The organism is Comamonas kerstersii (assembly GCF_008801935.1).
GTDB lineage: Bacteria > Pseudomonadota > Gammaproteobacteria > Burkholderiales > Burkholderiaceae_C > Comamonas > Comamonas kerstersii.
Window position 1 is genome coordinate 62,265 of record NZ_VZOT01000007.1, and the last position, 24,551, is coordinate 86,815.

General features: G+C 54.6%; 23 protein-coding genes. 10 read left to right on the forward strand and 13 right to left on the reverse strand.

Annotated elements, in window-relative coordinates:
* The first annotated feature begins 71 nt into the window (after positions 1–71).
* From F7P80_RS11290 to F7P80_RS11315, 6 genes are read left to right on the forward strand one after another with little or no spacing between them, the layout of a single operon-like run.
* A complete protein-coding gene (locus tag F7P80_RS11290) occupies positions 72–1,496 on the forward strand; it encodes a DUF3375 domain-containing protein (protein ID WP_211372026.1) in 1,425 nt (474 codons plus the stop codon).
* Positions 1,483–2,190 carry a DUF4194 domain-containing protein gene (locus F7P80_RS11295; RefSeq protein WP_151044830.1) on the forward strand — a complete coding sequence of 236 codons (708 nt, stop codon included), beginning with the start codon at positions 1,483–1,485 and terminating at the stop codon, positions 2,188–2,190. Before F7P80_RS11290 ends, F7P80_RS11295 begins: the two co-directional genes overlap by 14 nt.
* Positions 2,187–5,561 carry an ATP-binding protein gene (locus F7P80_RS11300; protein ID WP_151044832.1) on the forward strand — a complete coding sequence of 1,125 codons (3,375 nt, stop codon included), beginning with the start codon at positions 2,187–2,189 and terminating at the stop codon, positions 5,559–5,561. Before F7P80_RS11295 ends, F7P80_RS11300 begins: the two co-directional genes overlap by 4 nt.
* Positions 5,548–6,711 (forward strand): DUF3322 domain-containing protein, encoded by a 1,164-nt coding sequence (locus tag F7P80_RS11305; protein ID WP_151044834.1) that lies wholly within the window; start codon positions 5,548–5,550, stop codon positions 6,709–6,711. Before F7P80_RS11300 ends, F7P80_RS11305 begins: the two co-directional genes overlap by 14 nt.
* A 22-nt stretch (positions 6,712–6,733) precedes the next feature.
* Positions 6,734–7,243: a hypothetical protein gene (locus F7P80_RS11310; protein ID WP_151044836.1), complete on the forward strand. Its 510-nt coding sequence runs from the start codon at positions 6,734–6,736 to the stop codon at positions 7,241–7,243.
* 58 nt (positions 7,244–7,301) lie between these two features.
* On the forward strand, positions 7,302–8,051 hold the full coding sequence (locus F7P80_RS11315) for a hypothetical protein (protein ID WP_211372021.1): 750 nt from the start codon (positions 7,302–7,304) through the stop codon (positions 8,049–8,051).
* 620 nt (positions 8,052–8,671) lie between these two features.
* Here F7P80_RS11315 and F7P80_RS11320 read toward each other — a convergent pair.
* Entirely contained in the window at positions 8,672–8,974 is a 303-nt protein-coding gene (locus tag F7P80_RS11320) for a putative quinol monooxygenase (protein ID WP_007182542.1), read from the reverse strand.
* A 66-nt stretch (positions 8,975–9,040) separates the two neighbouring features.
* Between F7P80_RS11320 and F7P80_RS11325 the strand changes: the two genes are divergently transcribed.
* Together F7P80_RS11325 and F7P80_RS11330 are read left to right on the forward strand one after the other, a co-directional pair.
* Positions 9,041–10,054 carry a GlxA family transcriptional regulator gene (locus tag F7P80_RS11325; protein WP_151044838.1) on the forward strand — a complete coding sequence of 338 codons (1,014 nt, stop codon included), beginning with the start codon at positions 9,041–9,043 and terminating at the stop codon, positions 10,052–10,054.
* 66 nt (positions 10,055–10,120) lie between these two features.
* Positions 10,121–10,306 carry a hypothetical protein gene (locus tag F7P80_RS11330; RefSeq protein ID WP_211372022.1) on the forward strand — a complete coding sequence of 62 codons (186 nt, stop codon included), beginning with the start codon at positions 10,121–10,123 and terminating at the stop codon, positions 10,304–10,306.
* 172 nt (positions 10,307–10,478) lie between these two features.
* Here F7P80_RS11330 and F7P80_RS11335 read toward each other — a convergent pair whose 3' ends face one another.
* The 3 genes from F7P80_RS11335 to F7P80_RS11345 all read right to left on the reverse strand — a co-directional run bounded on the left by F7P80_RS11335 (position 10,479) and on the right by F7P80_RS11345 (position 12,711).
* Complete coding sequence (locus tag F7P80_RS11335) at positions 10,479–10,691, reverse strand: helix-turn-helix transcriptional regulator (protein WP_041357364.1); 213 nt, start codon at positions 10,689–10,691, stop codon at positions 10,479–10,481.
* 83 nt (positions 10,692–10,774) lie between these two features.
* A complete protein-coding gene (locus F7P80_RS11340) occupies positions 10,775–11,899 on the reverse strand; it encodes a Fic family protein (RefSeq protein ID WP_151044840.1) in 1,125 nt (374 codons plus the stop codon).
* 596 nt (positions 11,900–12,495) lie between these two features.
* On the reverse strand, positions 12,496–12,711 hold the full coding sequence (locus F7P80_RS11345; protein WP_151044842.1) for a helix-turn-helix transcriptional regulator: 216 nt from the start codon (positions 12,709–12,711) through the stop codon (positions 12,496–12,498).
* Positions 12,712–13,013: 302 nt separating this feature from the next.
* On the opposite strand from F7P80_RS11345, the gene F7P80_RS11350 reads away from it, so the two are divergent.
* Positions 13,014–13,274: a helix-turn-helix transcriptional regulator gene (locus F7P80_RS11350; protein ID WP_151044844.1), complete on the forward strand. Its 261-nt coding sequence runs from the start codon at positions 13,014–13,016 to the stop codon at positions 13,272–13,274.
* Positions 13,264–14,559 (forward strand): type II toxin-antitoxin system HipA family toxin, encoded by a 1,296-nt coding sequence (locus F7P80_RS11355; RefSeq protein ID WP_170265372.1) that lies wholly within the window; start codon positions 13,264–13,266, stop codon positions 14,557–14,559. Before F7P80_RS11350 ends, F7P80_RS11355 begins: the two co-directional genes overlap by 11 nt.
* 295 nt (positions 14,560–14,854) lie before the next feature.
* Here the strand turns inward: F7P80_RS11355 and F7P80_RS11360 are convergent, their stop codons facing one another.
* From F7P80_RS11360 to F7P80_RS11395, 9 genes are all read right to left on the reverse strand, one after another.
* Positions 14,855–15,448, reverse strand: coding sequence for a hypothetical protein (locus tag F7P80_RS11360; RefSeq protein WP_211372023.1), 594 nt, complete (start codon positions 15,446–15,448; stop codon positions 14,855–14,857).
* Between the two features lie 43 nt (positions 15,449–15,491).
* Positions 15,492–15,863, reverse strand: coding sequence for a helix-turn-helix domain-containing protein (locus F7P80_RS11365; RefSeq protein WP_151044850.1), 372 nt, complete (start codon positions 15,861–15,863; stop codon positions 15,492–15,494).
* A 19-nt stretch (positions 15,864–15,882) separates the two neighbouring features.
* Positions 15,883–16,185, reverse strand: a complete 303-nt coding sequence (locus tag F7P80_RS11370) for a type II toxin-antitoxin system HigB family toxin (RefSeq protein WP_128313642.1) — start codon at positions 16,183–16,185, stop codon at positions 15,883–15,885.
* Positions 16,186–16,466: 281 nt separating this feature from the next.
* Entirely contained in the window at positions 16,467–16,700 is a 234-nt protein-coding gene (locus F7P80_RS17305; RefSeq protein WP_346265189.1) for a tyrosine-type recombinase/integrase, read from the reverse strand.
* Positions 16,601–17,620, reverse strand: coding sequence for an Arm DNA-binding domain-containing protein (locus F7P80_RS11375; protein ID WP_249041448.1), 1,020 nt, complete (start codon positions 17,618–17,620; stop codon positions 16,601–16,603). The genes F7P80_RS17305 and F7P80_RS11375 overlap by 100 nt, the downstream gene beginning before the upstream one ends.
* Before the next feature lie 142 nt (positions 17,621–17,762).
* Positions 17,763–19,328, reverse strand: coding sequence for a cellulose biosynthesis protein BcsG (gene bcsG / locus F7P80_RS11380; protein ID WP_151044852.1), 1,566 nt, complete (start codon positions 19,326–19,328; stop codon positions 17,763–17,765).
* Positions 19,329–19,344: 16 nt separating this feature from the next.
* Complete coding sequence (bcsA, locus tag F7P80_RS11385; RefSeq protein ID WP_151044854.1) at positions 19,345–21,918, reverse strand: UDP-forming cellulose synthase catalytic subunit; 2,574 nt, start codon at positions 21,916–21,918, stop codon at positions 19,345–19,347.
* Entirely contained in the window at positions 21,915–22,667 is a 753-nt protein-coding gene (locus F7P80_RS11390; RefSeq protein WP_151044856.1) for a cellulose synthase operon protein YhjQ/BcsQ, read from the reverse strand. The genes bcsA and F7P80_RS11390 overlap by 4 nt, the downstream gene beginning before the upstream one ends.
* Before the next feature lie 154 nt (positions 22,668–22,821).
* Positions 22,822–24,549 (reverse strand): BcsE family c-di-GMP-binding protein, encoded by a 1,728-nt coding sequence (locus F7P80_RS11395; RefSeq protein WP_151044858.1) that lies wholly within the window; start codon positions 24,547–24,549, stop codon positions 22,822–22,824.
* Positions 24,550–24,551: the final 2 nt, after the last annotated feature.

Sequence of the window (24,551 nt, forward strand, 5' to 3'; positions counted from 1 at the left end):
CGAAGCAGGCGGGGCCCGCACTTTGGAGCGTGGGAGTGAAAGCAGACAAAGCCATCGCGACCTACCGGCGCATGCGGGCGCAGCCGCTGTGGCGCCTGCTTGCCTCGAACACTGGGCCTACCGTCATTGGCCTGCTTCAAGCCCATCTCTACGAGAGTGAGCGAAGCCTTCCTGCCTCCATTTTTCACGAACGAATCACAAGGGATCTGGAAGAGCTGCGCGCCCAAGGTGAAGACTTCCCCCAAACGGCACAAGCGTATGTCGCCAGCTGGCTCGCCGATGGGTATCTGGAGCGACGATTCCCGGCTGGGGCTTCAGAGGAGGAATATGAACTCTCCACGGCCGCCGTCGAAGCCATTCGATTTGTCTCTGGCCTGGCGCAGCCGCACTCAGCCGCAACCGAAAGCCGCCTGACGCTCGTTATCGAGGCACTGGCCAGGCTTGCAGAGGACACCGACACCGATAAATTCCGCCGCATCGACCGGCTCATGGCCGAGCAAGCCCGCATCGACAAGGAAATAGACGCCATCCAGAAGGGGCAGATGCGCGTATTGCCCCATACAACCGCACTTGAGCGCACGCGGGAGATCATCACGCTGGCCGACGATCTTGCAGGCGATTTCCGCCGCGTCCGCGATCAGTTCGACCAGCTCAATCGAGATCTCCGTGAACGCATCATGGACAACGATGGCAATCGCGGGGACGTGCTGGATTCGCTGTTCGCCGGAATCGACCTGATTTCAGAAAGCGACGCGGGAAGGACTTTCTCCGCTTTCTGGCGATTGCTTACGGACCCAGAGCAAGCCGCCACGCTTGATCAGGCGCTTGATAGCGTCATGTCGCGGGAGTTCGTGGGGCAACTCGAAGCCAAGGAGCGACGATTCCTTCTGCGGCTGACACGGACCCTTCTCGAGCAGGGCGGCATGGTTCACGAGGTGCTCCAGACCTTCGCGCGCAGCCTGAAGCACTTCGTCCAGAGCCGTGAATACCTCGAGCAACGCCGACTCAATCACCTGCTGAAAGATGCTCAGCGAGCAGCACTCGCCCTGAAGGACGAAGTCAGGGCCACAGAAACCCTCCAGTACACGCTTGAGCTCACGAGCAGCCGTTTGCGCTCCTTGTCTCAATGGGTGCTGTACGACCCCTCCCTACAAGCTTTGCCCGGCCAGATGGCGGAAGGGGACGCCCCGCCAATCGACCTGGAGTCTGTCAGTGAACTGGTCGCCCAGTCCGAGATCGACTTCCGAACATTGAAGGCTAACGTGCTGGCGGTCCTGGAGCAACGGTCCCAGGCATCGATTGCCGACGTGCTGGAGCAGTTCCCCGCCGCACAGGGTTTGGGCAGCGTCGTCGGCCTGCTTGCATTGGGCAGTCGGCATGGTTTCAAAGCCGACCATAGCGAAACCGTAGGCTGGGTTGGAGGCGACGACGAGCTTCGTAGCGCCCGAATTCCAAAGATCTTCTTTTTGAGGGAGCGGGCCAATGAACTGGTCTGAGAACGACGAAGCGGCAATGCCAGCCGAAGCACAAGCGCCAGATGCTGCGCAGGCACCTGCCAACACCCTTTTCATGGGTGACAGCGGCGAGTTGGCGCTGGATACCCGGCGCGCCCTGGTGCAGCTGCTGGCAGGGCCATCGCTCGACGGACGTCGACATCCAAAACTCTGGCCGATATTGGTGCGAGACGAAGCGGTGATACGTCGGCGTCTTGCCGAACTGTTTCTCGAACTGGTCATCGACCGGGACGTACAAGTTGCCTTCACCCGTCAGGCAGATACCGGCGACCTTGAAGTGCCACTCCTGCTGCGTCGCGCGCAGCTGACCTTCATTGACTCCATTCTGCTGCTCCACCTTCGCCAGCGATTGACCCAAGCGGACTCGCAGGGCGACCGTGCCGTGGCATCGACTGACGAGATCATGGAGTTTCTTACCCTCTATGAGCGTGCCTCCAACACCGACCGCGCAGGATTCGTGAAACGTGTTCATGCATCCATCGAGAAGATCAAGAAGCACAGCATCCTCCAGAAAATTCGCTCGAGTGAAGATCGTTTCGAGATTTCGCCAACGCTGAAGCTCCTCTTCTCTGCAGAAGAAATACAAGCCCTGACCCACTTGTATCAACGCATGGCCGCCGGTGAGACGCCAGCGCAACTGGCTCAGACTGAGTCCGATGAGGAGGCCGACCAATGATCTCGGAACCCCAAACCGCGTCCTTGTTCGCCCGGGAGCAATTCCGGATGACTCGCCTGCAGGTTTACAACTGGGGCACTTTTTCTGGCCTGCATGACGTACCGATCAGCGAACGAGGCTTTCTGTTTGTCGGTCGATCAGGGGCGGGAAAATCGACGCTTCTCGACGCTTTTTCGGCGTTGCTGGTGCCACCTCGCTGGATTGACTTCAACGCTGCCGCGCGCGAGGCTGACCGCAGTGGCCGTGACCGAAACCTCGTCACCTACATACGCGGCGCGTGGGCCGAACAGAAGGATGGAGAGTCGGGTGAGATCGCCACCCGCTACTTGCGCTCGGGGACAACGTGGTCTGCCCTGGCACTGACCTACCAGAACGCACTGGGCCAGTCTGTGGTGCTGGTTCAGGTGTTCTGGCTTCGCGGCAATGCGAATGGAAGCACCGACGTCAAACGCCACTACCTTGTCCTGGAGCGGGCCTTTGACCTGCGCGAGCTGGAGGACTTCGGCCAATCCAACTTCGACATCCGAAAGCTCAAGCAGTCTTTCCCCGAGGCGTTCGCTCGCGACGAGTTTCGTCCCTATTGCGAACGATTCTGCCGCCTGCTCGGTATCGAGAGCGAAATGGCGTTGCGTTTGCTGCACAAAACCCAGTCGGCCAAGAATCTCGGCGACCTCAATACCTTCCTGCGCGACTTCATGCTCGACAAGCCCGAGACCTTCGAGGTGGCGGATCGCTTGGTCAGCGAATTTGGTGAACTCAATGCTGCCCACCAGGCGGTAGTGACAGCTCGCGAGCAGGTTCAAACGCTCGCGCCAGCGCGGGAGCAATATCAGCGCAGAGATTCGTTGACGCTGCAACGCAATGGGCTGGATGAGCTTCGGCTGGGCGTTGATGGCTACCGGGAAACCCGCCGCATTGAACTCCTCAAGCAGCATGTCGAGTCCCTGGAGGTGCAAGCCAGCGGCTCGGAAGGTGAAGTAAGTCGACGTCACAGCATCCTGGATAACCACACCACAACCTTGCGCGATCTGGAGCGACAGCACCGTGAAGCAGGCGGTGATCAGATCGAGCAATGGGAAGCAGAGAAATCTGGGCTGGAGGGCCAGCGCACGGATCGCCTGCGCAAACGCGGCCAGGCTGAAGATGCGTGCAAGAAGCTTGGCTGGAGTCTCCCGGATTCGCCTCAGGCCTTCGCTGAACTGTTGGGCAACGCTCGGCAGGAAGTCGAAAACTGGGAGCAGCGCAGCAACGAGAACCGCGAAGAACAGTTCCGCTTGGCAGGTCAAAAGAGAGACGCTGCGACGGCATTTTCGCAAGCGGTGAAGGAGGTGCAGGCACTCCAGCGCCAGCCATCGAACATTCCTGCCGATATGCTCGAAATGCGCCGAGACATCGCCGCAGCTATTGGGGTAGCAGAATCGGCTCTGCCCTTCGTCGGCGAACTCATTGAGGTGAAGCCTGACGAGGCCGAGTGGCAAGGTGCCATCGAGCGCGTACTGCACGGATTCGCGCTCTCACTCTTGGTGGACGAACGGCAGTATTCGGCGCTGGCCAATCACATCAACAACACCCATCTTGGGCAACGTCTGGTGTACTACCGAACTGGTCGCCCGGAGACCTGGCAGGCGAAGCCCATCGGCGCTAACTCGCTCGTCCTCAAGTTGAACGTCAAAGAGGGTACGTGTGCCGACTGGCTGCAGGCCGAGCTACGGCAACGCTTCGATTACGCGTGCGTCGACTCCATTCAGTCGTTCAGGAGCGCTGATCGAGCCATCACCCGTGAGGGCCAGGTCAAGCACAGCAAAACCCGGCATGAGAAAGACGACCGGAGAAGTGTCGGTGACCGACGAAACTGGGCGCTCGGGTTCGATAACCGCGAGAAGCTTGCGCTCTTTCAAGCCCAGGCCCAGGAGCTGGCTGCCACGATTACGCGCCTCGGAGGAGAAATCGAAACCCTCGCCGACCAAGACAAGAATCGTGCGACCCGAGCGATGCAGTGCCAGACCTTGGTGAATCTCCAGTGGCAGGAAATTGATGTAATCCCGTTGCTAGACCGCATTTCCACCATCGAACGGCACATTCGCGAAGCGCAGGAAGGCAATACAGCCTTACAGCAAATCAGTGAGCGGATCGACAAGCAAAAGAACTTTGTTGATCAAGCAGACAAGGACCTCCGAGAAGCCAAGGTCGCGCACGACTCAGTTCTCAAGCAGATCAACGACAGCACGCAGAAGCTGGAATCCCTCCTTCAAGATGCTTCCAGAGTTCCATTGACTCCCCATCAGATGAAGGGGCTCGACGAACGCTTCACCAAGCAGTCAGACGCGGTCAGGCTCGAAAGCCTCGACAAGGTAGCAACCGCTGTTGAGAGGGGGCTCAACACAGAAATCGGTGAGATCAAAGATGAGATCGGCGATTGCGAGAAGGAAATAGAAACACGCTTTGCCGATTTCAAACGGCAGTGGCCAATGGATGCTGGCGACATGGACACGAGCCTCGCCAGCGCACCGGACTTTTTCGCCAAGTTGGTTCGACTGGAAACGGATGGCCTGCCCGCCTATGAGCAGCGATTCTTTGAACTGCTGCAGAACCAAAGCCACCAGAATCTGGCAGCACTCTCCACCTACCTGAACGATGCGCGTAAGGCCATCCTAGAACGGATGGATCTGGTCAACGACAGTCTTGGCCAGGTGCCGTTCAACCAAAGCGCCAATCAACGCACCTATCTCCACATCGACGCCAGTGACCGGCAACTTGCTGACGTCAAGGAGTTCAAGCAGGAGATCCAGCAGGCACTTAGCCATGCGTGGACGGAGGACCGCGAGTTTGCCGAGGCACGGTTCCTGGCCCTGCGCCGACTTGTTGATCGACTCGCCAGTCAGGACCCCGAGCAAAAACGTTGGCGTGAGACTGTGCTCGACGTTCGACAGCATGTTGAGTTCATCGGACGGGAGATCGATGAAGGCGGCGTTGAGGTGGAGATTTATCGCAGCGGCGCTGGTAAGTCTGGAGGCCAACGCCAGAAGCTGGCCACCACGTGTTTGGCCGCAGCCCTGCGGTATCAACTGGGAGGGAACGACCACGGCGTCCCGATGTATGCACCCGTCGTGCTTGATGAGGCATTCGACAAGGCTGACAACGAGTTCACCGCTTTGGCGATGAACATCTTTACCAATTTCGGTTTTCAAATGGTCGTCGCTACGCCGCTGAAGTCTGTCATGACCCTCGAACCATTCATCGGCGGCGCCTGCTTCGTAGATATCAGCGACCGGCGAGTGTCTGGCGTCCTGCTGATCGAGTACGACGGTGATCGTCAGCGGTTGAAACTGCCGGAGCACGCTCGAGAGGAGGCTAGCGTTGAAGCTTCCTGAAGATGTCAGACAGTTTCTTGTCCGTCGCTTTCAGAGCAAACACCGCGAGTGGTTGATCGGTGATGCTGGCGAGAGCCAATGGCCACTGGAAGTTCCGCTCGGCATACCGACGGAACAGGCTGCTCTGCGGCAAGTCGACGGCGTCCGCGCTTGGGTAAGCGCATGGCAACACTGGCAAGGAATCGGCACCCTTTCCTGGTGTGAGCGCCGGTGGAAAGCGCTTGGCGTCCAGCGACTGCCAGAAAAACTAGCGTTACGCGGTCCTGAAGATGTTGCCAGGTGGATTGGTGAATCCAGACGGTGGGAGCGAGCCCAGTCTCGTTACCAAACGCTCACTGCTCGCTGGCCGGTTCTGGCGCAGCAGTTGCCGAGGTACTTTGACATCCTCGCTGACTACAGCGATACCGATTTTCGCCGGCTGGCAGAGATGCTGGATTGGATCAATCTCAATCCGAAATCCAATCTCTACCCACGACAAATTCCGGTTGCCGGTGCCGACAGCAAATGGTTGGAATCGCGCAAGGGGCTTATCTCTGATCTGGTTGCAACGATTCAGAATGACCCAACAGGGGATCGCGACTTCTTTAGGCGCTGCGGTTTGAGGCCGCAGCCGCCGTTAATGCGCATGCGCGTTCTGGACCCAGAGCTGAGAGCCCGTTTGGGCGGCCTTGGCGATATCTCTGCACCTTGTGAGGATGTGGCAAGCATTGGCATACAGCCAACGAATGTCTTCATTGTTGAGAACCTTCAAACCGGACTTTCCTTTGATGAGCTGGCAGGGGCTGTTGTGATCATGCGACTGGGTTACGCGGTTGACGTTTTGGGGCAGCTTCCATGGCTACAACAGGCGCAATGTATCTATTGGGGTGACATTGATACGCATGGCTTTGCCATTCTTAATCGAGCCAGAACATACATCCCTAGCCTGAAGACTGTGCTTATGGATGAGTCAACGCTGATGAATCATCGAGATTTATGGGTGGAAGAGAAGGACCAGCATCTTTCCATCGAACTCCCATTACTCACCAGCACAGAACAAAAGCTCTATCAGTTGCTGAAGAGCAATACCTGTGGGCAACAAGTCCGCCTCGAACAGGAGCGGGTGCGCTGGGATGCGGCGTGGACAGCCATACAGGCAAGTATTCGATGACTCAGGATCAGGGAGGGCCTTGATGAGCGGAAATCGATGGGACCAGCCGGGTGTGCCCCACAAAGGGTGGCAATGCGTGGATGTGGTCGACCTGCGGGCTGACGGCGAGTCGGCGGACGACACCGATTACGCGACATGCCAGATGTGTGGCAACGAGAAGATCCGCTACGTCCACGTCATGGAGCACCCGGATCTGGACGAGAACTTCGACGTCGGGTGCGTCTGCGCTGAAAAGATGAGTGGCGACTACGAGGGGCCGAGGCGGCGCGAAGCTAAGTTGCGGAACCGGGCAGCCCGCCGGACCCGCTGGCTGCAGCGCAAGTGGCGGGTGTCCGCCAAGGGGAACAGCTTCTTGAACATTGATGGCCACAACCTCGGCGTTCACATGAACAAGTTCAAACGGTGGGGCTACCGGATCGGTAGCCGGTTCAGTGCCAAGACCTACGCAACCAAGGACGAAGCCAAGCTGGCGCTGTTCGATGACTTCTGGGCCGCGACCCAGGACGACGATCGGCTGTGGGCTTCGGACTGATTCCAGCAGGCTGGCGGACCAGTCGTAGACCAGGACACATCAAACAATGAAAACAGACTTGATCGAAAAGTACGCGCCGATTCTTTGTGGGCCGACGCCTCCGGTGGTGCGCGATCCGCGCCTATTGATGGATGCAAGCGGCGACGTGAAGATCTATTACGCGCCATTCGAGTACATCAACCCCAGTGCGCGGATCGTTCTGGTCGGGATCACACCGGGCCCGACCCAGATGGTCAATGCCAACAACGAGGCGCGGCGCGCGCTTCAGGCCGGCAAGTCCAGCACGGAAGCGATCCAGGCCGCCAAGAGCGGCGGCGCGTTCAGTGGCGAGCCGTTGCGGAGCAACCTCATCAACCAGCTCAACCATTGGGGCTTTCACAAGTGGCTCGGCCTGGGCAATTCGGCCGACCTGTTCTCCACGTCGCGCCACTTGGTGCAGACCACCTCCCTCCTGCGCTATCCGGTGTTCGTCAAGGACGACGATTACCGTGGCTCACCAGACATGACCAAGCACCCCTTGCTGAGGAAGTACCTACTGGAGAACTTCGCTGCGGAGGTCGAGGAGCTGAAGGATGCCGTGTTCGTCGGACTCGGGCCCCAGGTCCAGAAGGTGTTGGAGCGTCTGATCCAGGAACGGGTCCTGAAACCCGGCCGGGTGATTGGCGGCATGCTGCACCCATCCGGCAACTGCACCTACCGGATCAATTACCTCATCGGCGACAGAAGTGCGCCGGTCCCGCACGCCACCAACCCTGTGCCTTACGACCAAGGCCGGCGAGCGTTTCGGGAGCGGTTCGTCACCGCCTGATCGAAAGTCGGGTGAGTGGATGCGGACGCGGGTTCAATTCCGCAAACGGAATCGAACTGGCGGCTGGTTTCAGGCACATCGCTGATGCCAACCGCAGGTGGGAACTGGTAGGATTGCCAGCAACAAGGGCTGGATTCCGCACCTTTCCGCAGGAGCTCGCAGCGGTTCTAAGGCGCTGAGTTACATAGGTTTGGCGCAGGGTTCCACCCCACCCAGACCCCGCAGGAGTTCGAATCTTTCCGCACGAACCCGCAGAAACCCTCACCAGCCCGCACGGCCTGATGCTAGGACGTTGATTTTCAACAAATCGCTCGATCGATCCGCGCTTGCGGACTGCGGACTTCCAATGGGCCAGAAATCTGGCTCGTCCAGACGGCTCTCGGGACTGACACGTTGCAAACAGTCGGTACTTCTCGATAACTACCCGACGAATTGGAACATCTCAGCTCGCCCTAATGTTGCCCCTGCTTGCTGACGCAGCTTGGAAGTTCTGGCTGCAATATCGCCCCCCCAATCGCTGTGGAAGGTAGCTCCCTGGGTAAGTGCAATTGGAGGAGACGCTGCGTAGGGCCGTGTGACCCCATCCTGCAGCATGACCTGATTGGGTCAAGGTCGAGTTGTCATGCAGGCAGTTTGGCTGCAAGCAGTTCGACCTTCTCGATATTGGGCGGAGAACTGAGCAAGGTCGCTGCGTTGGCCATCAAGGCCGCGGCGATCTGGCCGTTCAGATGTGCCTGGCGACCTGCCTCATCGGCAAAGGCATCGAACACACCAAACGTCGAAGGGCCAAACTTCAATGCGAACCAGGCAGTGGTGCCGGACTCGGCGTTGGCGAGCGGCAGTGCGCTGGCCAGGAAGTCGGCAAGCGCAGCCTCCTGGCCGGGTTTAGCTTCGAGGCGAACAAACAGGGCGAGCTTGGTCATGCTGTATTCCTTTGGGTAAATGGAAAAGTGGGTGAAGGGATCGAAGAGACTGCAGTCTAAGTCTTCATGACAGACATCTCTATAGGCAATAATGACAACATTGATATCATTGTTGCCATGAAACTCCACCTCCTTGTTTGTGATGGCGTGTTTGATCTGGGGCTTGCGGCGCTCACTGACACAGTGGGCTTAGCCAATGCGATGGCGGGCTCGCTGCCACAGGCTCCCGCGCACATAGAGCTCACGCTGGTGGGCGTGCGGCGTCGCATCCGAACTGCGCAAGGCTTGACGGTCCCCGTGGTCCCTGCGCGTGGTGTGCCGGAACCAGACGTCGTGCTCGTGCCAGCGTTTGGCGACAAGATGCCTGACACGCTCTCGGCTCGTCTCACACGCCCCGATGTGTCCGATGCGGTCGCGGCGCTACAGCAGTGGTCCACCGCTGGCGCGCACCTAGGTGCCGCTTGCTCCGGTAGCTTCTTGCTTGCAGAGAGCGGCCTGCTTGATGGGCATCGTGCGACGACGTCATGGTGGCTGGGGCCGATGTTTCGGCAGCGCTATCCGAACGTCACGCTGGACGAGTCACGCATGATCGTGAACTCGACACGCTTCACCACCGCGGGTGCCGCTTTGGCCCACGTCGACCTGGCCTTGCGCATCATCCGGGAGCGCAGTCCGGCGCTGGCGGCCCTGGTGGCACGCTATCTGCTGGTCGAGACACGCAGTTCGCAAGCCGAGTTCGTGATTCCCGACCACCTTGCGCATGCAGACCCGATGGTAGAGCGCTTCGAGTGCTGGGCCAGAAGTCAGCTCGCGCAGGGGTTCTCGCTGGCCGAGGCGGCCAGCGCCGTGGGCACGAGCGAGCGCACCTTGGCGCGGCGGCTGCAAAGCGTTTTGGGAAAGACACCGCTGTCGTATTTCCAGGACCTGCGCGTGGAGCATGCCGTCCATCTCTTGCGCACCGGGAACGCCAGCGTCGACCAGGTCGCCGCACAGGTCGGGTACTCGGATGGGGTGACCCTGCGGGCCCTGTTGCGCCGCAAGCTGGGCCGAGGTGTTAGGGAGTTACGACGCGGTGGATGACCAAAGGCGTTTGGTGCATGTACGGCTGGAGACCGCCGGGAAACTGACGCAGGCCAAACGGCGCATTTGGACCTGACAAAACTACTGCCCGCCACGGCGCGCAAGCTCCAGTTTGACCCCGGACAAAGTTTTGCTGGCAATGTCGTGGTTGAGCAAATCAATACCTTGATTGAGCAACGCTGTGCACTGACGATTCGGTGGCTCACCGACCCCGCCGCCGACAATGATGCAGCTGCCGAGCCCACCGTTTGAACTACCGTGCGGACACGGGTTCGATTCAGGGTTTGGGAGTTGAACCGACATCCCATCGCAGACGAGTTTGATGCCCGTTTCCGGCGACTGAATCGCCCAGATGGCCGGCGGTGCCGCCGACGTTGCAAATCGTCGGTACTTGTCGATATCTACCGACGAATTGGAACATTTCTCAGCTGACACTGACCTGGGCCACCACGGTCTTGGTCGAGGTCGCCAGGCACGACTCTTCGTAGGCCTCAATGTCGGCCTGCCGGTAGAGCACGCGCCCGCAGAGCTTCAGAAACTTGGGGCCGATCCCCGCGCTGCGCCAGCGCTCCAGGGTGGCCTCACTGATACTCCAGCGGGCAGCGAGTTGTTTTTGATTGAGGTGAGCGACTTCCATCTTGGTCTCCGTCCGAACGAGTTGGCAGGAGTCCATGAAGGCGCTGTTCCGGCCGCGAGCCAAGGCAATTCCAGGAAGCGCCGCTACTCGGGCAGATCATTCAGCTCGTAGCTGGTGCTACGCCCGCCGGCATCCGATTTGCGCAGCACGCCCCGCGTCAGCAGATCGTTGATGTCGCGCAGTGCCGTGTCCGGCGAGCATTTGGCGATGGCCGCCCACTTGCTGCTGGTGAGCTTGCCCTCGAAACCATCGAGCAGCTTGTTCAGCAATTTCACCTGCCGCTCGTTCAACGGGGTCGTCGCCCAGCGCTGCCAGAACCGCGCTTTGGTCAGCACGGCATCAAGCGTGTGCTGCGCATGGTCGAGGGCGCGATGAAGCGTGTCGAGGAACCACGCAAGCCACTCGGTGACATCCATCGACTGCTTCTGCGTCCTCTCCAGGATGTCGTAGTAAGCCTTGCGTTCGCGCTGGATCTGCGCCGACAAACTGTAGAAGCGTTGCGGGCTGCCATCGGCACGCGCCAGCAGCAGATCGCCAATGGCCCGGGCGATACGGCCATTGCCATCATCGAATGGATGCAGAGTGACGAACCACAGATGACCAAGGCCTGCCTTGAGCAGTGGCGGTTCGTTTGATGTGCCATTCAGCCAGTCGAGGAAGCGGCTGGTTTCGGTCTCGAGGCGATCGGCCGGCGGTGCTTCGAAATGCACCCGCTGGCGGCCGATGGGTCCGGACACCACCTGCATCGGGCCGGTGGCATCGTCGCGCCAGCTGCCGACGTTGATCTTGGAGAGCCCAGAATAGCCGGTAGGAAACAGTGCGGCATGCCAGCCGAACAGACGCTCACGCGACACCAGTGCCTGGCAGTTGGCGGTGGCATCAAGCACCATCTCGACCACGCCTTCGACATGCCGATCGACCGGAGCGAGCGCGCCGATGTCAACGCCCAACCTGCGGGCGATGGACGAGCGCACGGATTCAACATTGAGCTGCTCGCCTTCGATCTCGCTGGTCTTGACCACGTCCTCGGTGAGCGCCGCGAGACTCGCTTGGTCACGCAAGGCCATGCCGACGTCAGCCAGACGCCCCATCAAGAGCCCTTGGGCACGACTGACCTCAGCCATGGGCTCGGCCAGCGCCGCCAGGTCGAAGCGCCAGTTTGGCCAGTCACTGGCCTGCCAGATGTATTTGTATTCGCCGCTATTCATGCGGAGATTATGGACTGCAATCTCCGCACGCGCAAGCCAATCGCCGCACATTGTGCGGTGAATGTGGTCACCATTCGCCGCATGACGGATCGCCTTGCCCCAGGAATGGGTGTAAATGGGTGTGTTATTGGCTGTGGCAACGGACGCGGGTTCAGTTCCCGTTTCGGGAATTGAACAGGCCACGGAAAGCAGACGAGGTTGAGGCCGTATTCCGACTACCAATCAGTCCGAAAAACCTGCTTGATCGTCCACTGCCGACGGGCGTACCGGCAGGCTTTTCGCTCCGGTTCGCACTGGTTCGCAGCAACCCGCAGCGCTTCGATTCCGTACTTTCAATAGTCGTTTGGTGCGGGGTACCATCCCACCCAGACCCCGCAGGAGTTCGAATCTTTCCGCATGAACCCGCAGGAACCCTCACTAGCCCGCACGGCCCGATGCCAGGCCGTTGATTTTCAACAAACTGCTCGATCGGTCCGTGCTTTCGGACTGCGGACGTTCAATGGGCTGGAAATCTGGCTCGCCCGGCCGACAGCTAGTGCCGCCACGTTGCAAAACGTCGGTACTCGCTAATATCTTCCGACAAATCGGAACATTGCTCAGCCGGCACTGACATGCGCCGTGACCGACTGGCTAGTTGAAATCTGCAAGCACGACTCCTCGTAGGCTTCGATGTCGACCTGGCGGTAAGCCACCCGACCGCAGAGCTTCAGGAATTTTGGCCCGATCCCGACGCTGCGCCAGCGCTCCAGGGTGGCCTCGCTGATATTCCAGCGGGCAGCCAGTTGTTTTTGGTTGAGGTGAACGACTTCCATTTTGGTCTCCTTCCGAATGAGTTGGCAGGAGTCCATGAAGGCGCTGTTCCGCGCGTGAGCCAAGCGATAGTTGGCGCTGATCCGTTCGCCGCAAAGAAGAGGTCGTGGCGCATTTCTGAAAACCGCGCCACATTCGGTGTAAATGGGTGTCAATTTGGAATCGAGATCGCTACCGTTTCCCGATCGGGAAATAGCAGGCCGAATCACGCCCCAACCACACCTAACATTCCCGATCGGGAAATATCGCTTGCACTTAGTCCGGTTGTGGCTGATAATTTCCCGAACGGGAAACTGAGCAAGCAATGACATCCATTCGATCACCTCAACAACTCGGCGATGCGCTGCGTGCCGCTCGCAAGCAGCTCGGGCTGACGCAGCCCCAGTTGGCGCTGGCGGCTGGGGTGGGGGTGCGCTTCATTGTCGACCTTGAGGCCGGCAAGCCCACATTGCGGCTGGAAAACGTGCTGCGGGTCATTGATGCCCTAGGCGGTGAGGTTCAGTTGAGTGGATTGCCGTCTGCTGCTTCCGACGATCAACGAGAGGATGACGGCCATGGCGCATGAGCTGGAAGTCTGGCTTTTCGCCGAGCGTGTCGGCACCTTGGCGCTGGTCGATGGGCGACTGAGTTTTTGCTACGCACCCGATTGGCTGTTACATAAAGACGCCGTTTCCTTGTCGGCCTCGCTGCCCCTGCAAGCGGAGCCGTTCGACGATCGTAAAACGCGTCCTTTCTTTGCTGGTCTTCTACCTGAAGGGCAGATGCGCCGCTTGATTGCGCAGCAGTTTCAGGTGTCTGGCCAGAACGACTTTGCGCTGCTGGACCACATCGGCGGCGAATGCGCCGGGGCCGTGACCTTCCTTGAACCCGGGCAGGCTTTGCCTATGCCGACCCGCAGCGATGACGTTCAATGGCTGAGCGATGAGGAAGTCGTGGCCATCCTGGATGAATTGCCGCGTCGACCTATGCTCGCAGGCAAAGACGGCTTGCGGCTTTCCTTGGCGGGTGCCCAAGACAAGTTGCCAGTGGTTTTCGATGGTGCGCGCATCGGGCTGCCCCTCAACGGTACGCCGAGCTCCCACATCCTGAAACCGGCTATCCACGCCGTCGACGACAGCGTGATCAACGAAGGATTCTGCATGGCACTGGCTGAGGCCATGCAGTTCAAGCCCGCAAAATCGAAAGTACACCAGGTATTGGATCGCTCGTTTCTGCTGGTTGAGCGCTACGACCGACTGATCGATGCCCATGGGCATCGACAACGCCTTCATCAAGAGGACTTCTGCCAGGCACTGGGCGTGGTGCCAGAAATGAAGTACCAGAATGAAGGTGGTCCGGATCTGGCGCAGTGTTTTGATCTGGTGCGCAGTGCAACCCGCCCCAGCGCGCCGCAAGTCCTGCGACTACTCGACTACGTGATCTTCAATGCGCTGATCGGCAATCATGATGCGCATGCCAAGAATTTCTCTCTGCTGTACTCGGGCAAGGCCCCCGTTCTGGCTCCGTTTTACGACACGCTCTCGACGGCCGTGTATCCAACACTGACGCAGAAGATGGCGATGAAAATCGGCAGCAAGTACAAATTCAGCGAAGTCCAGGCGCGACACTGGGAACAGTTCGCCGAAGGCGTCGGCTTTACCAAGGCGCAGGCCAAACGGCGCATTCTGGAGTTGGCAAAGTTACTGCCAGCGACGGCGCGCAAGCTCCAGTCAGACCCCGGCCACAGCTTTGCTGTCAATGCCGTGGTTGAGCAAATCAATACCTTGATTGAGCAACGCTGTGCCCTGACGATTCGGCGGCTTACCGATCCCGCAGCCGAAAATGACGCAGCCGCCGAACCCTCGATCTGAACCACCATGCGGACGCGAGTTCGATTCCTGGTTTGGGAACTGAACTGGCCTTGGAATGCAGACGAGGTTGAACGCCATTTCCGGTGACCAATCAGGCCGAAAAACCTGCTTGATTGTTCGCAAATTCGCCTGTCAACCCCCGCTTTTCGCACTGGTACGCAGGGCTTCGCAACTTGCCAGAACGCCGGTATCGCGTACTTTCAATAGTCGTTTGATGCGGGGTACCATCCCACCTTCAAGGGACAAATGGCCGAAATGGTGGACTTTGGGCCAAAAGAGGGGACATTTGTTCAGGTTACTGAACGGAATCGAACTGTTCTCTGTCCAGTTCCCGCGCGAGCTCATGCCATCGTGGCACGCGCGATAGTGGTGCAGGCTCTGGCTCCGTATCTGGTGGTCGGGGTGCTTTGGGCTCCGGCGGTCGACCGACTGTGCTATGGTTTTGCTCCCATTCCCAGATGGCCTGCAGCGAGAAGCGGATGCTGCCAACTAAGGCAAGGTGAGGAACCTGCTTCCTGGCGCGGTATTCAGGGGTCGTGAACCAGTATTTTGGCAGTCCGGTCGCCTCAATTACACCCTGGGCCGTGATGTAGAACGCCCCGGCATCTTCCTCCGTTTCAATCTGTTCCTGCGGCGGCCGAGTTACGACTTTGGGCACGCGTTCCCCGTCGCCGAGAATCGCTGTCCAGTGCTGCGCGCTCTGTCGTTCGAAATCGAGGACGTCAGCTTCGTGGTAACGGACATATTGGAAAAATTTGTGCCAGGTTGGCCCTTCGTCTTCGGCACGCCAGCGCCGCAGGGTTTTCAGGCTGATCTTCCAGCGGAAGGCAAGTTGCCTTTCGGTCATCACAGGGTAGTGCATCTTCTTCTCCAAAACGGATGCCCCCATGACAACGCTATTCAACGTGGAAGCCAAGTTCCGTGATCGATGATCATCGCGCGGCCGTCTCCGCAATCAGCACGTCGGCCGGGATGCCCAGGCTCTTGTGCAGCCTGCGGATCATGGCCAGCGTCAGCGGGCGCTTGCGGCTCAGGACTTCGTAGACGCGGTTGCTTTTGCCGATGATCGGCTCAAGATCTTTGACGGACAGACCGCTCTGATCCATCCGGAATTTGATGGCTTCCACCGGATCTGGCGCGGTGATGGGCACGTGCTTGGCCTCGTAGGCTTGCACCAGCGTGGCGAGGATATCCAGGCGATCCCCCTCTGGCGTGCCCAAATCAGGGTCGGACTCCATCAAGGCCGAAATCTCTTTGAGCGTGGCCTTGTAGTCTGCTTCGGTGTGGATGGGGCGGATGTCCATGTTTTTCCTCCGTGGCCGGTCAGGCCATTTCAACGGTTTCTGCGTCCACTGCGTCGTACTCCTTGTGGGTGCCGACGAACTTCACGTAGACGATCTGCAACTTGTACGCAACGGCCACGATCAGCCGGTAATCATTGCCTTTGATGTTGAAGACCACGCGACGGTTCTTCAGCACGCTGGCGCTGCGGTACAGCGCCTTGATGTCTGCGGGCTGAGTCCAGGTCGCATTCGTTGCTTCCTCATACCAAGCTTTCAGCGGCTGCTCGGCGTCGGGATGGCGCTCCCAGAAGGCTCGAAGGGTGGACACAGCAATCACTCGCATTGGTCGGAGTTTAGTCCCATTTTGGGACTATTGCAACGGCAGGCTGGCCCAACAGGGGGTTCCCACGATGCAAAACGGCCATTTGATAGAGGCGAGCACCCTCAAGATCAGTGCTTTTCTAAAGAACCTCATATGCGGGCGCGGGTTCGGTTCCGTATTCCGCCACCACCCACCACAAGGCCACACAATGAGAAATCACTGTGTGGCCTTATTTTTTGCTCTTTTTATTGTGTGTTGTTGTGCTGAAATTCACACCGAATCACACGGGTGTTCACACCGATTCACTTTACGAGCTTCAGAGAGGCTTTGGGCTTCTGGAAGTCCTCGCGAATGAAGCGACCGTAAGTGTTGAACACCATAGTGACGTCAGCGTGCCCCATCTGGTCAGCGACATACCAAGGGTTTGCGCCTGCGGTCAGCAGTGACGACGCATACGTGTGACGGATTTGATAAGGGTTGCGGTATTCAATGCCCGCAGCCATGAGTTCTTTCTGATCTGGGCGTCGGTCTGCCATGGCTCCAACGTGGCCGGGTTCAGAAACACCCTGCCATCACGCAGCATGCTGATTGGCTTTTGAGCGCGCAGGGCTGCCATGGCCTCTGCATTCAGATCCACGGCGCGGATGCCTGCAGCGGTCTTTGGCGTCTTGATAACGCCTGCAACCTGATTTTGCTCAATGCGTGCCGTGGCCTTGTCAAAATCAATATGCCGCCATTCCAGTGCCTGCAATTCACCCGGGCGCAATTCAGTGTTGAACCAGAATTGGTACATCGCCAATTCATCGGAGCGACAGGCATTCAAAATAGCTTGCCGCTCTTCGTGCGTGAAGGGCTGAATCGCATAATCGCTGGCCTTGCTAGTTTGGCGAATCAGTTTAATCAGCGCGATTTGGTCAAACGGGTTTGAAACAATAATCCCGTCATTGAGGGCATCTTCAAATACGGATCGAATCGGAATCAGCATATTGCGGATGGCTTTGGATGTGCAGTCCATCTCAGACACCCAGGCACGCAGAGAGGCTGGCGTGACTTCCTCCACATCTTTGCCATGCCAGTGCTGCATGCGCTCTCCAGTCAGGCTCTTGTAGTAGCCCTTGTATGTGGATGGTGAGAGCTTGCCGTTGTCCACCTGCTTCTTGTAGCGTGCCAGCTGCATGGCCAGCAAGTCTTCCATCTTCGTGGAGGTGGCTGCGGACTTCTTGGCCTTGGGGCTTTCTGGGAAATAGTCGGCATATTCAAATGTGCCATCAGCAATCTTGCGGCGAATTTTCATCCGTAGATTGGCTGCATAGGCAATTGACGATTTATTGACAGTGCAGGGCGGTAATAACTCCCTGCACTGCTGTCCATTCCACGAAAAAGCAATTTGAATCCGGGGGGCTGAAACAAGCTCTCGGATCAAAACGCCCGCTGGGGTTTTGAATCCGCCGGGCAACCTCAGTTCCCTAAGAGCCAGACCGATGCCTTTATATAAGCTGACTCAGCGCAGCCTTTAAATCTCAGGCTGCGCTGGGGTTGCACACACAAAAGCAGTTCACTGAATATGAGTGTGCTCAAAGATAAGCTCCTTATTTCATTTAGTTGTTGTATTGAACCCAAGTATTGGAGCCGGAAGGACGGACCCAAAAACGTTGGTCATTAGTTTGCATAATAGTGGCAGAAGCACTTTCAGAAACAAACTGAGTTCCTGCAAGCTTTTGTACGCGTGAGGAAAGAGGCGTTGTGGATGCTGTAAACGGGCTATTTGTCAACATGTCGTCAAGTAAGGTGTATAAGTCAAAGTAACTCATCATTTCGTTTACTACGACAGGGTATTTTGGAATTGAAGGTGCATTGAGTACATATACCAAGGCTGGGCCTAGTGTGATGTTGGGGGATGGAATCTCTCGTAATCCAGCAATTTGCATCGCATCGCCACGAAGATTGGCACCATGTTCTGGTACTAGCACCATAATCGTAGGTCGCCCGCTAGCTTCAACATTTTGTTTGAAATGCTCAAAATCATCGAGCATTTTATTAGCACGTGGTAAATAGGTGTTGAGGCTATCTCTATCGGTACTACTAATGCTGCGCACGCCATCGTGCATGGTAATGCTGTTGTAGTAAAGGGCCGATGGCTTGGAATTTGGTTTTATATTTTCAGCATGCCACTTGGAGAGTACATCGTAGTCTCCGTAAATTAAACTGTTGTCAAAACTGCGCAAGGTGGCTCCTGGGCCAGATGGCAACTCTAATTTCCCGCGTAAGCCACCGCGATCTTCTAGTTCTTTTCCAAAATTATCAAATTTCCCATCGTGGTTAAGCAAGGCATGGGTTTGGAAGCCAGCCGTTTCAAGAGATGGAAAAACGAAACAACTGGCATCAGAGCTGCTATAGAGGTCACTGTGTTTTTGTTGGCCGCAATTTCCGTGCAGAACGCGCAAAGAGGCTGGTCCGCTATAACTGGTTGCCGTATTAAACTGCTTAAAAATGATATTGGCTTTGCTAATGAAAGGGTGGTCACTTAATTGAATAAAAGCTAAATCATCCCAAGATAGTGAGCACACATGTAAAAGTATGACATCAAAGTTTTTGACGCTGCTATTATTAAAGCTCAAGTGTTTTAAACGCTCTTTATCAAAAAAATTCTCAAGCTGTGTATTGCTGGCTGAAATGCTGGTTGGCTCAATTAATAATGTTTCGTCGTGTTCTGTATGTTCTGTATTTGCACGTTGTGCAGCGAAGTTTTGTGGTTCAGGATCGTTATGCCATAATAAAATAGATAAAAAACCCAGCCAAACAAAAGATGCAAAACGGACGCGGCGGCCAAGTACAATATAGACAATCACGCAGATGAGTATGGCTAATAGTATGTAATAGTTCACCATACGTGCTGCCAATTCCAGTAAGTATTCCAGACTGAAGCCGCTAAGCAGCTTTAGTTGTTGGAATGCATAAAATGGATGGGGTAATGGAATTTCACGCCAAAGTAAAATTAAAGCAGCAAGGCTGCCAATTATCAAGCGTAGCCGTCGTAGATTTTTGCTTTTGATGGGCCAATATACGTATACGGCAAGTAAAACATTCCAACCGAGTTGCACTTTGAGATAGCCCAAATGGTGCAATACGATGGTGGCTAAGAAATAAAGACTCCAAAAACTCATGATCGTAATGGCTTGGTTACTTAGTGTCCAGTTGTTGAGGTTCTACTGGTTTTATCGGTAGAAATTTTCGTAGTTGATCACCCAGGACATTAAGGATTGATTGGTAATTCAACCAACTAATTTTTAAAATACGCACTATTGTGTCTTTGACGGTGTTCGGCGCTTGAACTTCATTCCAGTGGTCCCAAGCATCCATACGTGCAAAAGTACATTGCACATATGCAAGTTTTTGCTGGGTGTCCATTTCGAGTAATTCCAAACCTATCATTCCTTTAGCACTATGGTGCATGACACGTGCCGGGAAGGCGTGTTCGATCTGATTGCTGTAGAGGCTCACTGAAATTTCAGTTTCTCGGGGTAGGTGTTCCAAGCCTGTGAGTTGTAATCCTAGGCCAGTCATAGAGAAATCGTAACAACGCGCATGAAACACACGGCCATCAGATAGATACAAGCTGGCGGGTAGATCATCTGTAACCCGGTGGGTGTGGCGGACTTGACGTGTTTCGGATGCTACTGCAATTGCGGCACCTAAAATAATTATGCTATATAGGCACCAAATAAGATTGATGATTATGGCAAAGTCTTCATTGCTTTGTGTGAAGAATAATTTCCAGCATCCATAGGAAAATCCAATAACATTTAACCCTACCAATATTCCGTAAGGAACAGAAATTCGCCAGTCAAAATATGGTTTGTCTATCATGCCTCCTTTGACGGTGACATTGAATTTTCCGAGTTTAGGAGCAAAAAGAGCTATTGTGGTTGGAATTGTAATGTACCAAGCTAAAACAGTCTCATAGACTTCTGCCCATAGTGTATGACGATATTTTCCTTGGATTCGTCCATTTGCAATGTTTGATTGAAGTATATAGGGTATTACATACAAAAGAAGAACTGTCGATAAAGTAGAGATGACACTGAGGTCGAATAATAAGAATGCTAAAGGCGCGGTTAAAAAAATCAAGCGGGGAATGCCAAATAAAAAATGAAGCATTGCATTTCCGTAGCATATTCTTTGAAATATGGAGAGGCCTTTCCCAAGGAATGGATTGTCAAGTCTAAATATTTGAGTCATACCTCTAGCCCAACGAATACGCTGCCCAATGTGGGCAGACAGGCTTTCTGTCGCTAGACCCGCAGCTAAGGTTTTATTGATATAAGCAGTGCGCCAGCCTAAGCGATGTAGCTTGAGTGCAGTATGTGCGTCTTCGGTGACCGTTTCGACTGCAATGCCGCCGATTTCATCCAGTGCGGTACGACGAATGACTGCACAAGAGCCGCAAAAGAATGTCGCATTCCAAAGGTCATTTCCATCTTGAACCAACCCATAAAACAAAGCGCCTTCGTTGGGAACCTTCTTGAAGGAGCGAAGGTTCCGCTCAAATGGATCTGGTGAAAAAAAGTGGTGTGGTGTTTGGACTAAAGCGCATCGGGTATCACGATAAAGCCATCCACATGTTTCTTTGAGGAAGCTTTTGACAGGGATGTGGTCACAGTCAAAAATTGCAATTAATGAGCCATTGGTGACTGTCATTGCATGATTTAAGTTACCTGCTTTGGCATGATTATTATTGGTGCGTGTGATATAGCCAACGCCGAGTTCTTTTGCTAATGCTTGAAAGCTTTCTCTTTTACCATCATCTAAAATATAGACATTAATTTTATCTTTAGGCCAATCTAGTCCCATAGCAGCTAAAACAGTCGGCTGCACAACGCTCAATGGTTCGTTATAGGTTGGGATATAAACATCTACACTGGGCCACAGAGACTGGTCTTCAGGTAATGGTAGAGGCTTTCTTTTGAGAGGCCATGCGGATTGTATAAAACCCAGTACAACGACCAGCCATGTATACGCTTCGGCAGCAAGCAGACCGTATCCTAAAAATGCTTCTAAAAAAGTATCAAAGTCCAGGGTGTTATTAATTCGCCACCAAGCATAGCGGCACATGCTGATGAGACTCAGTGATGCTAAAGCGAGAGAGGCAAAACGGCCATTAATATGTAAAAGAATAATCGATATAGCCCATACAATCAGCATAAAAATGCCTTGATTGATAGCGCTTAAGGGAGTCGTCATGATCTCCCAAAGAATCAATAATCCAGCTGAAAAAATGAGCCAAGGCACACTGCGGTGCAATTGAATGGATTGTTGAGTGACTGCATCGACTTGAACGCCTATGCGTTGATGATCGATTTTTTTACCAAATAGGCTTAGCCAATACATGGCTTGGTTGATAGGCCATGAAAGTATCAACCACAGAATTTGTATCAAGTGAGTGAGTAAATATTTTATGACGTGAAACAAGTAGCTGAAAAACCGCTGAGCCTGGCGGGTATAGGCTGTATTTGGGCTGGGTATGAACCAAAGCCGCAAGAACCACATCCATACAGGTGCCGATGGTTGAATCTGCAGGCTCTTAGCTAGCCATAGCGCTAAATTTGGAACCTGTTCAGGCTGAAAATCTTTCCAAGGCGTGCGCGGGTTATGTATCCAAAAAAGACTAAGCAGCCAGCTGCTTGGATTTTCTGGATGTTTTACCCGCATCTGGTTGGCAAACCAGGTGGTCCATTGATGATGCCAATGCATCATAAGCAGGCCTCCTTGCTGTCTGGTGTATCCAGCAATTTCATGAGGTGGTGGCTCACGCCATGTAAGTCATGAGCGACCTGTGCTTGTGGGTAGCACTCATGGACAGGGATGCCTTGTGCCATGCTGAGTGCCAGGTGCTCGTCCTCATGAATCGTGTCGATTAAAAATAAATCAGGCCATGTACGCATCATCTGCGATAGCGCATCTTTTTGACTAGGGCGGCGAACATCGTATCTATTGGCTAAGATTCGCAGGGTACACGGCCTACTTTCACATTTGCTGAGTTCGCGGAGCATGTGTTGCAGTTGCTGCTGAGCATAGGCTTGCGCACGGGTGCAGACGATAAGTACATCCGTCAGAGGCAAAAGATCAGGGGCATAGGTGGCTAGGTTTTGCCCAACATCGACGACACAGACGTGGTCTGATGTGGATAGTAGCTGATAGAGGGATGTTGGCACCGTCGTTGTGTGCATTGCATGGGGTGCCCCATGAGGCAGTAGGTGCAGACCATTCGGCGCTTGCAAAACTGCTGATTGCCAACTATCACTGTCTTCGCGTTGTGGTGGTGAAGTGGTCCAGCCGGACTCAGGAATTTCCGCTAAGCCTAACGCGAGGGCTAAACCATTATTCATGCAGAAATCTATGGCCAAGCTTGGGCGGCCCATTTGCTGAAATAGGTGTGCACAGTGGGCTGCTGTTGCACTGCAGCCTACACCACCAGCAGATGAGGCAAAAACAATCAGAGGCATGCGTGGTCGCTTTATATTTTTTGGGTGAATGGTTTGAGATAAACTTTTCTTCGACTTAATTTTCGTGAAAGATATTTAAATCTATCATTCTTTAAAGAAAGTGCTCCAATGAGCAAACCGAAGCAAATAAAAAATAAGAAAGGCAAATATCCCATCATTTTACCTCTTTGTTGCTTTGCACCCACTCGGTACGCTTGTTATGGTATATGTTTTGGTTTTTTGAATTTATAGAAAGAGGAAATTCTTTTTTTATTTCTTCTGTTGAATTAGTATCCTCTTTAATTCTATTTTTTAGAGATAATGCATTTGATTTTTCAAAAATCATTGAATAATCTGGCAAAGAGAGTTTTTGTAAGGAAATTTTCATCTTTATCAGATCGTGATTGATGTCCTCTGTTAGGTGAAAACTTTCTTGACTTTGAAATATGGATTCAATGGGTGATTGAAAAATCCGAGAAAGCACATTGTCCATATCGGCTTCTCGACATGCATATAAAAATATAACAATTTCGCGGGAATAATTTGTGAATAATTCACCAGGTCGACTAATTTTTAGTTGTTGTAATGCCATGGTGTGGGAGACCGTTGGCAGTAAATGCAGGTGTACCAAACTATGACTTAAGTGGGCCCGCAGTGGGTTCTCCAGAAAATTTCGGAGCGTATGGCAGAATTTTTCTGGACTGTGGTAGCCGTATTCTGCAATTGGAGTGAGTGCATCCAGGATTTCATCGACACTCTCCGGAACTTTTCCATAAAACCATGTATGTTGCAGCTCTGTGAGTTTTCGTACAGTTCGGGAGAATTGACTGCCTTTATATATCACTGTATTAATGCCCAGCTGAGCGAGAGCTTCTTCCGTATGAACGCGCAAATGATCACTGGTTTCTTTGACTGCAATCTTGAAACTAGCTGGATGAGTAATACGGAGACGATGTACCAAGGTCGCTAAGGCCTTTAGGTTGTCTGAGGTGCCTGCATCAATCAGCACCGTAGCTGCAATAGCGGACTGGCATGCTTGCTCCAAGGATTCCCAGTTGGGCAAAACTATCCAGTTGGGAGGGAGTAATCGAATTCCCGGAACACAGGCTTGCGTCGTATATACCGTGGGAAGATCTGCAGCCACGATCGTTTGTTGGCTGTCGTGCATATAGACCATGCTGCCATTCGCGCGAAGCCTAGGAGATGCTTCGTGTTCCGGCTCTAAACCATAGCGGGTTTGAAAAACGGCACCCTGTGCGCTGTTCCAGCGGTTGATATGCAGACTGAGACCTTGATGCTCCATTTGCAAAGTTGCTGCATAAGGGAAGGCGTGAGATAAAAAGCTACGCCGCTCCATAGATGGCTGGAAAGCACCGCGGAATAGTAAAAACCAGACGCTGGGCTGCTGGCGTTTTCGAGCCCATTGCCGCAGAAGCCGGTCAAGGTGTGAAAGGTGCTCTAAGGCGGTGTAATGAAAAATAGGAAATAAATCTAAGCACAATAGGGCGTGGTTGGGCTTCAAACCGACGGCATTCAAATCGAGTAAAAAATCGAAAAATCCATTGGATTTCGCAATTTTCTGCTGATCGGAATCGCTCAATATCCAAATTTTTAAATGCCCTTTGCGCAGTGCTTGCGCAAAGTCAGGTTGATTGGCAATCGCTTGTGCTTGTTGTGCATCTGGTGCCAAGACTAAGACGGGTGCCTGTACCAGCATTTCACGCAAGACGCTGTATTGCCATATTCGCATGGCTGGAATGTCTTGACCCCACAAGGCGGTGTTGCATGTGGATGGCAATGCATCCAGCCTTTGGGGCAAATTTTCAATTGCCAGAGTGGCTCGTGGAGCACTGGTGGTTACTTTTCGATGCCACAAGTTTTGAAAAAAACGTTTGAGTGACATGA

Coding starts and splice junctions, on each gene's coding strand:
- F7P80_RS11320 (WP_007182542.1), bottom strand. CDS start 8,974: ATGACCAAGCTCGCCCTGTTTGTTCGCCTCGAAGCTAAACCCGGCCAG.
- bcsA (WP_151044854.1), bottom strand. CDS start 21,918: ATGATGCATTGGCATCATCAATGGACCACCTGGTTTGCCAACCAGATG.
- F7P80_RS11295 (WP_151044830.1), top strand. CDS start 1,483: ATGAACTGGTCTGAGAACGACGAAGCGGCAATGCCAGCCGAAGCACAA.
- F7P80_RS11360 (WP_211372023.1), bottom strand. CDS start 15,448: ATGGGGGCATCCGTTTTGGAGAAGAAGATGCACTACCCTGTGATGACC.
- F7P80_RS11365 (WP_151044850.1), bottom strand. CDS start 15,863: ATGGACATCCGCCCCATCCACACCGAAGCAGACTACAAGGCCACGCTC.
- F7P80_RS11390 (WP_151044856.1), bottom strand. CDS start 22,667: ATGCCTCTGATTGTTTTTGCCTCATCTGCTGGTGGTGTAGGCTGCAGT.
- F7P80_RS11370 (WP_128313642.1), bottom strand. CDS start 16,185: ATGCGAGTGATTGCTGTGTCCACCCTTCGAGCCTTCTGGGAGCGCCAT.
- F7P80_RS11310 (WP_151044836.1), top strand. CDS start 6,734: ATGAGCGGAAATCGATGGGACCAGCCGGGTGTGCCCCACAAAGGGTGG.
- F7P80_RS11395 (WP_151044858.1), bottom strand. CDS start 24,549: ATGTCACTCAAACGTTTTTTTCAAAACTTGTGGCATCGAAAAGTAACC.
- F7P80_RS11345 (WP_151044842.1), bottom strand. CDS start 12,711: ATGGAAGTCGTTCACCTCAACCAAAAACAACTGGCTGCCCGCTGGAAT.
- F7P80_RS11290 (WP_211372026.1), top strand. CDS start 72: ATGCGGGCGCAGCCGCTGTGGCGCCTGCTTGCCTCGAACACTGGGCCT.
- F7P80_RS11340 (WP_151044840.1), bottom strand. CDS start 11,899: ATGAATAGCGGCGAATACAAATACATCTGGCAGGCCAGTGACTGGCCA.
- F7P80_RS11335 (WP_041357364.1), bottom strand. CDS start 10,691: ATGGAAGTCGCTCACCTCAATCAAAAACAACTCGCTGCCCGCTGGAGT.
- F7P80_RS11300 (WP_151044832.1), top strand. CDS start 2,187: ATGATCTCGGAACCCCAAACCGCGTCCTTGTTCGCCCGGGAGCAATTC.
- bcsG (WP_151044852.1), bottom strand. CDS start 19,328: ATGAGTTTTTGGAGTCTTTATTTCTTAGCCACCATCGTATTGCACCAT.
- F7P80_RS11350 (WP_151044844.1), top strand. CDS start 13,014: ATGACATCCATTCGATCACCTCAACAACTCGGCGATGCGCTGCGTGCC.
- F7P80_RS11355 (WP_170265372.1), top strand. CDS start 13,264: ATGGCGCATGAGCTGGAAGTCTGGCTTTTCGCCGAGCGTGTCGGCACC.
- F7P80_RS17305 (WP_346265189.1), bottom strand. CDS start 16,700: ATGGCAGACCGACGCCCAGATCAGAAAGAACTCATGGCTGCGGGCATT.
- F7P80_RS11325 (WP_151044838.1), top strand. CDS start 9,041: ATGACAGACATCTCTATAGGCAATAATGACAACATTGATATCATTGTT.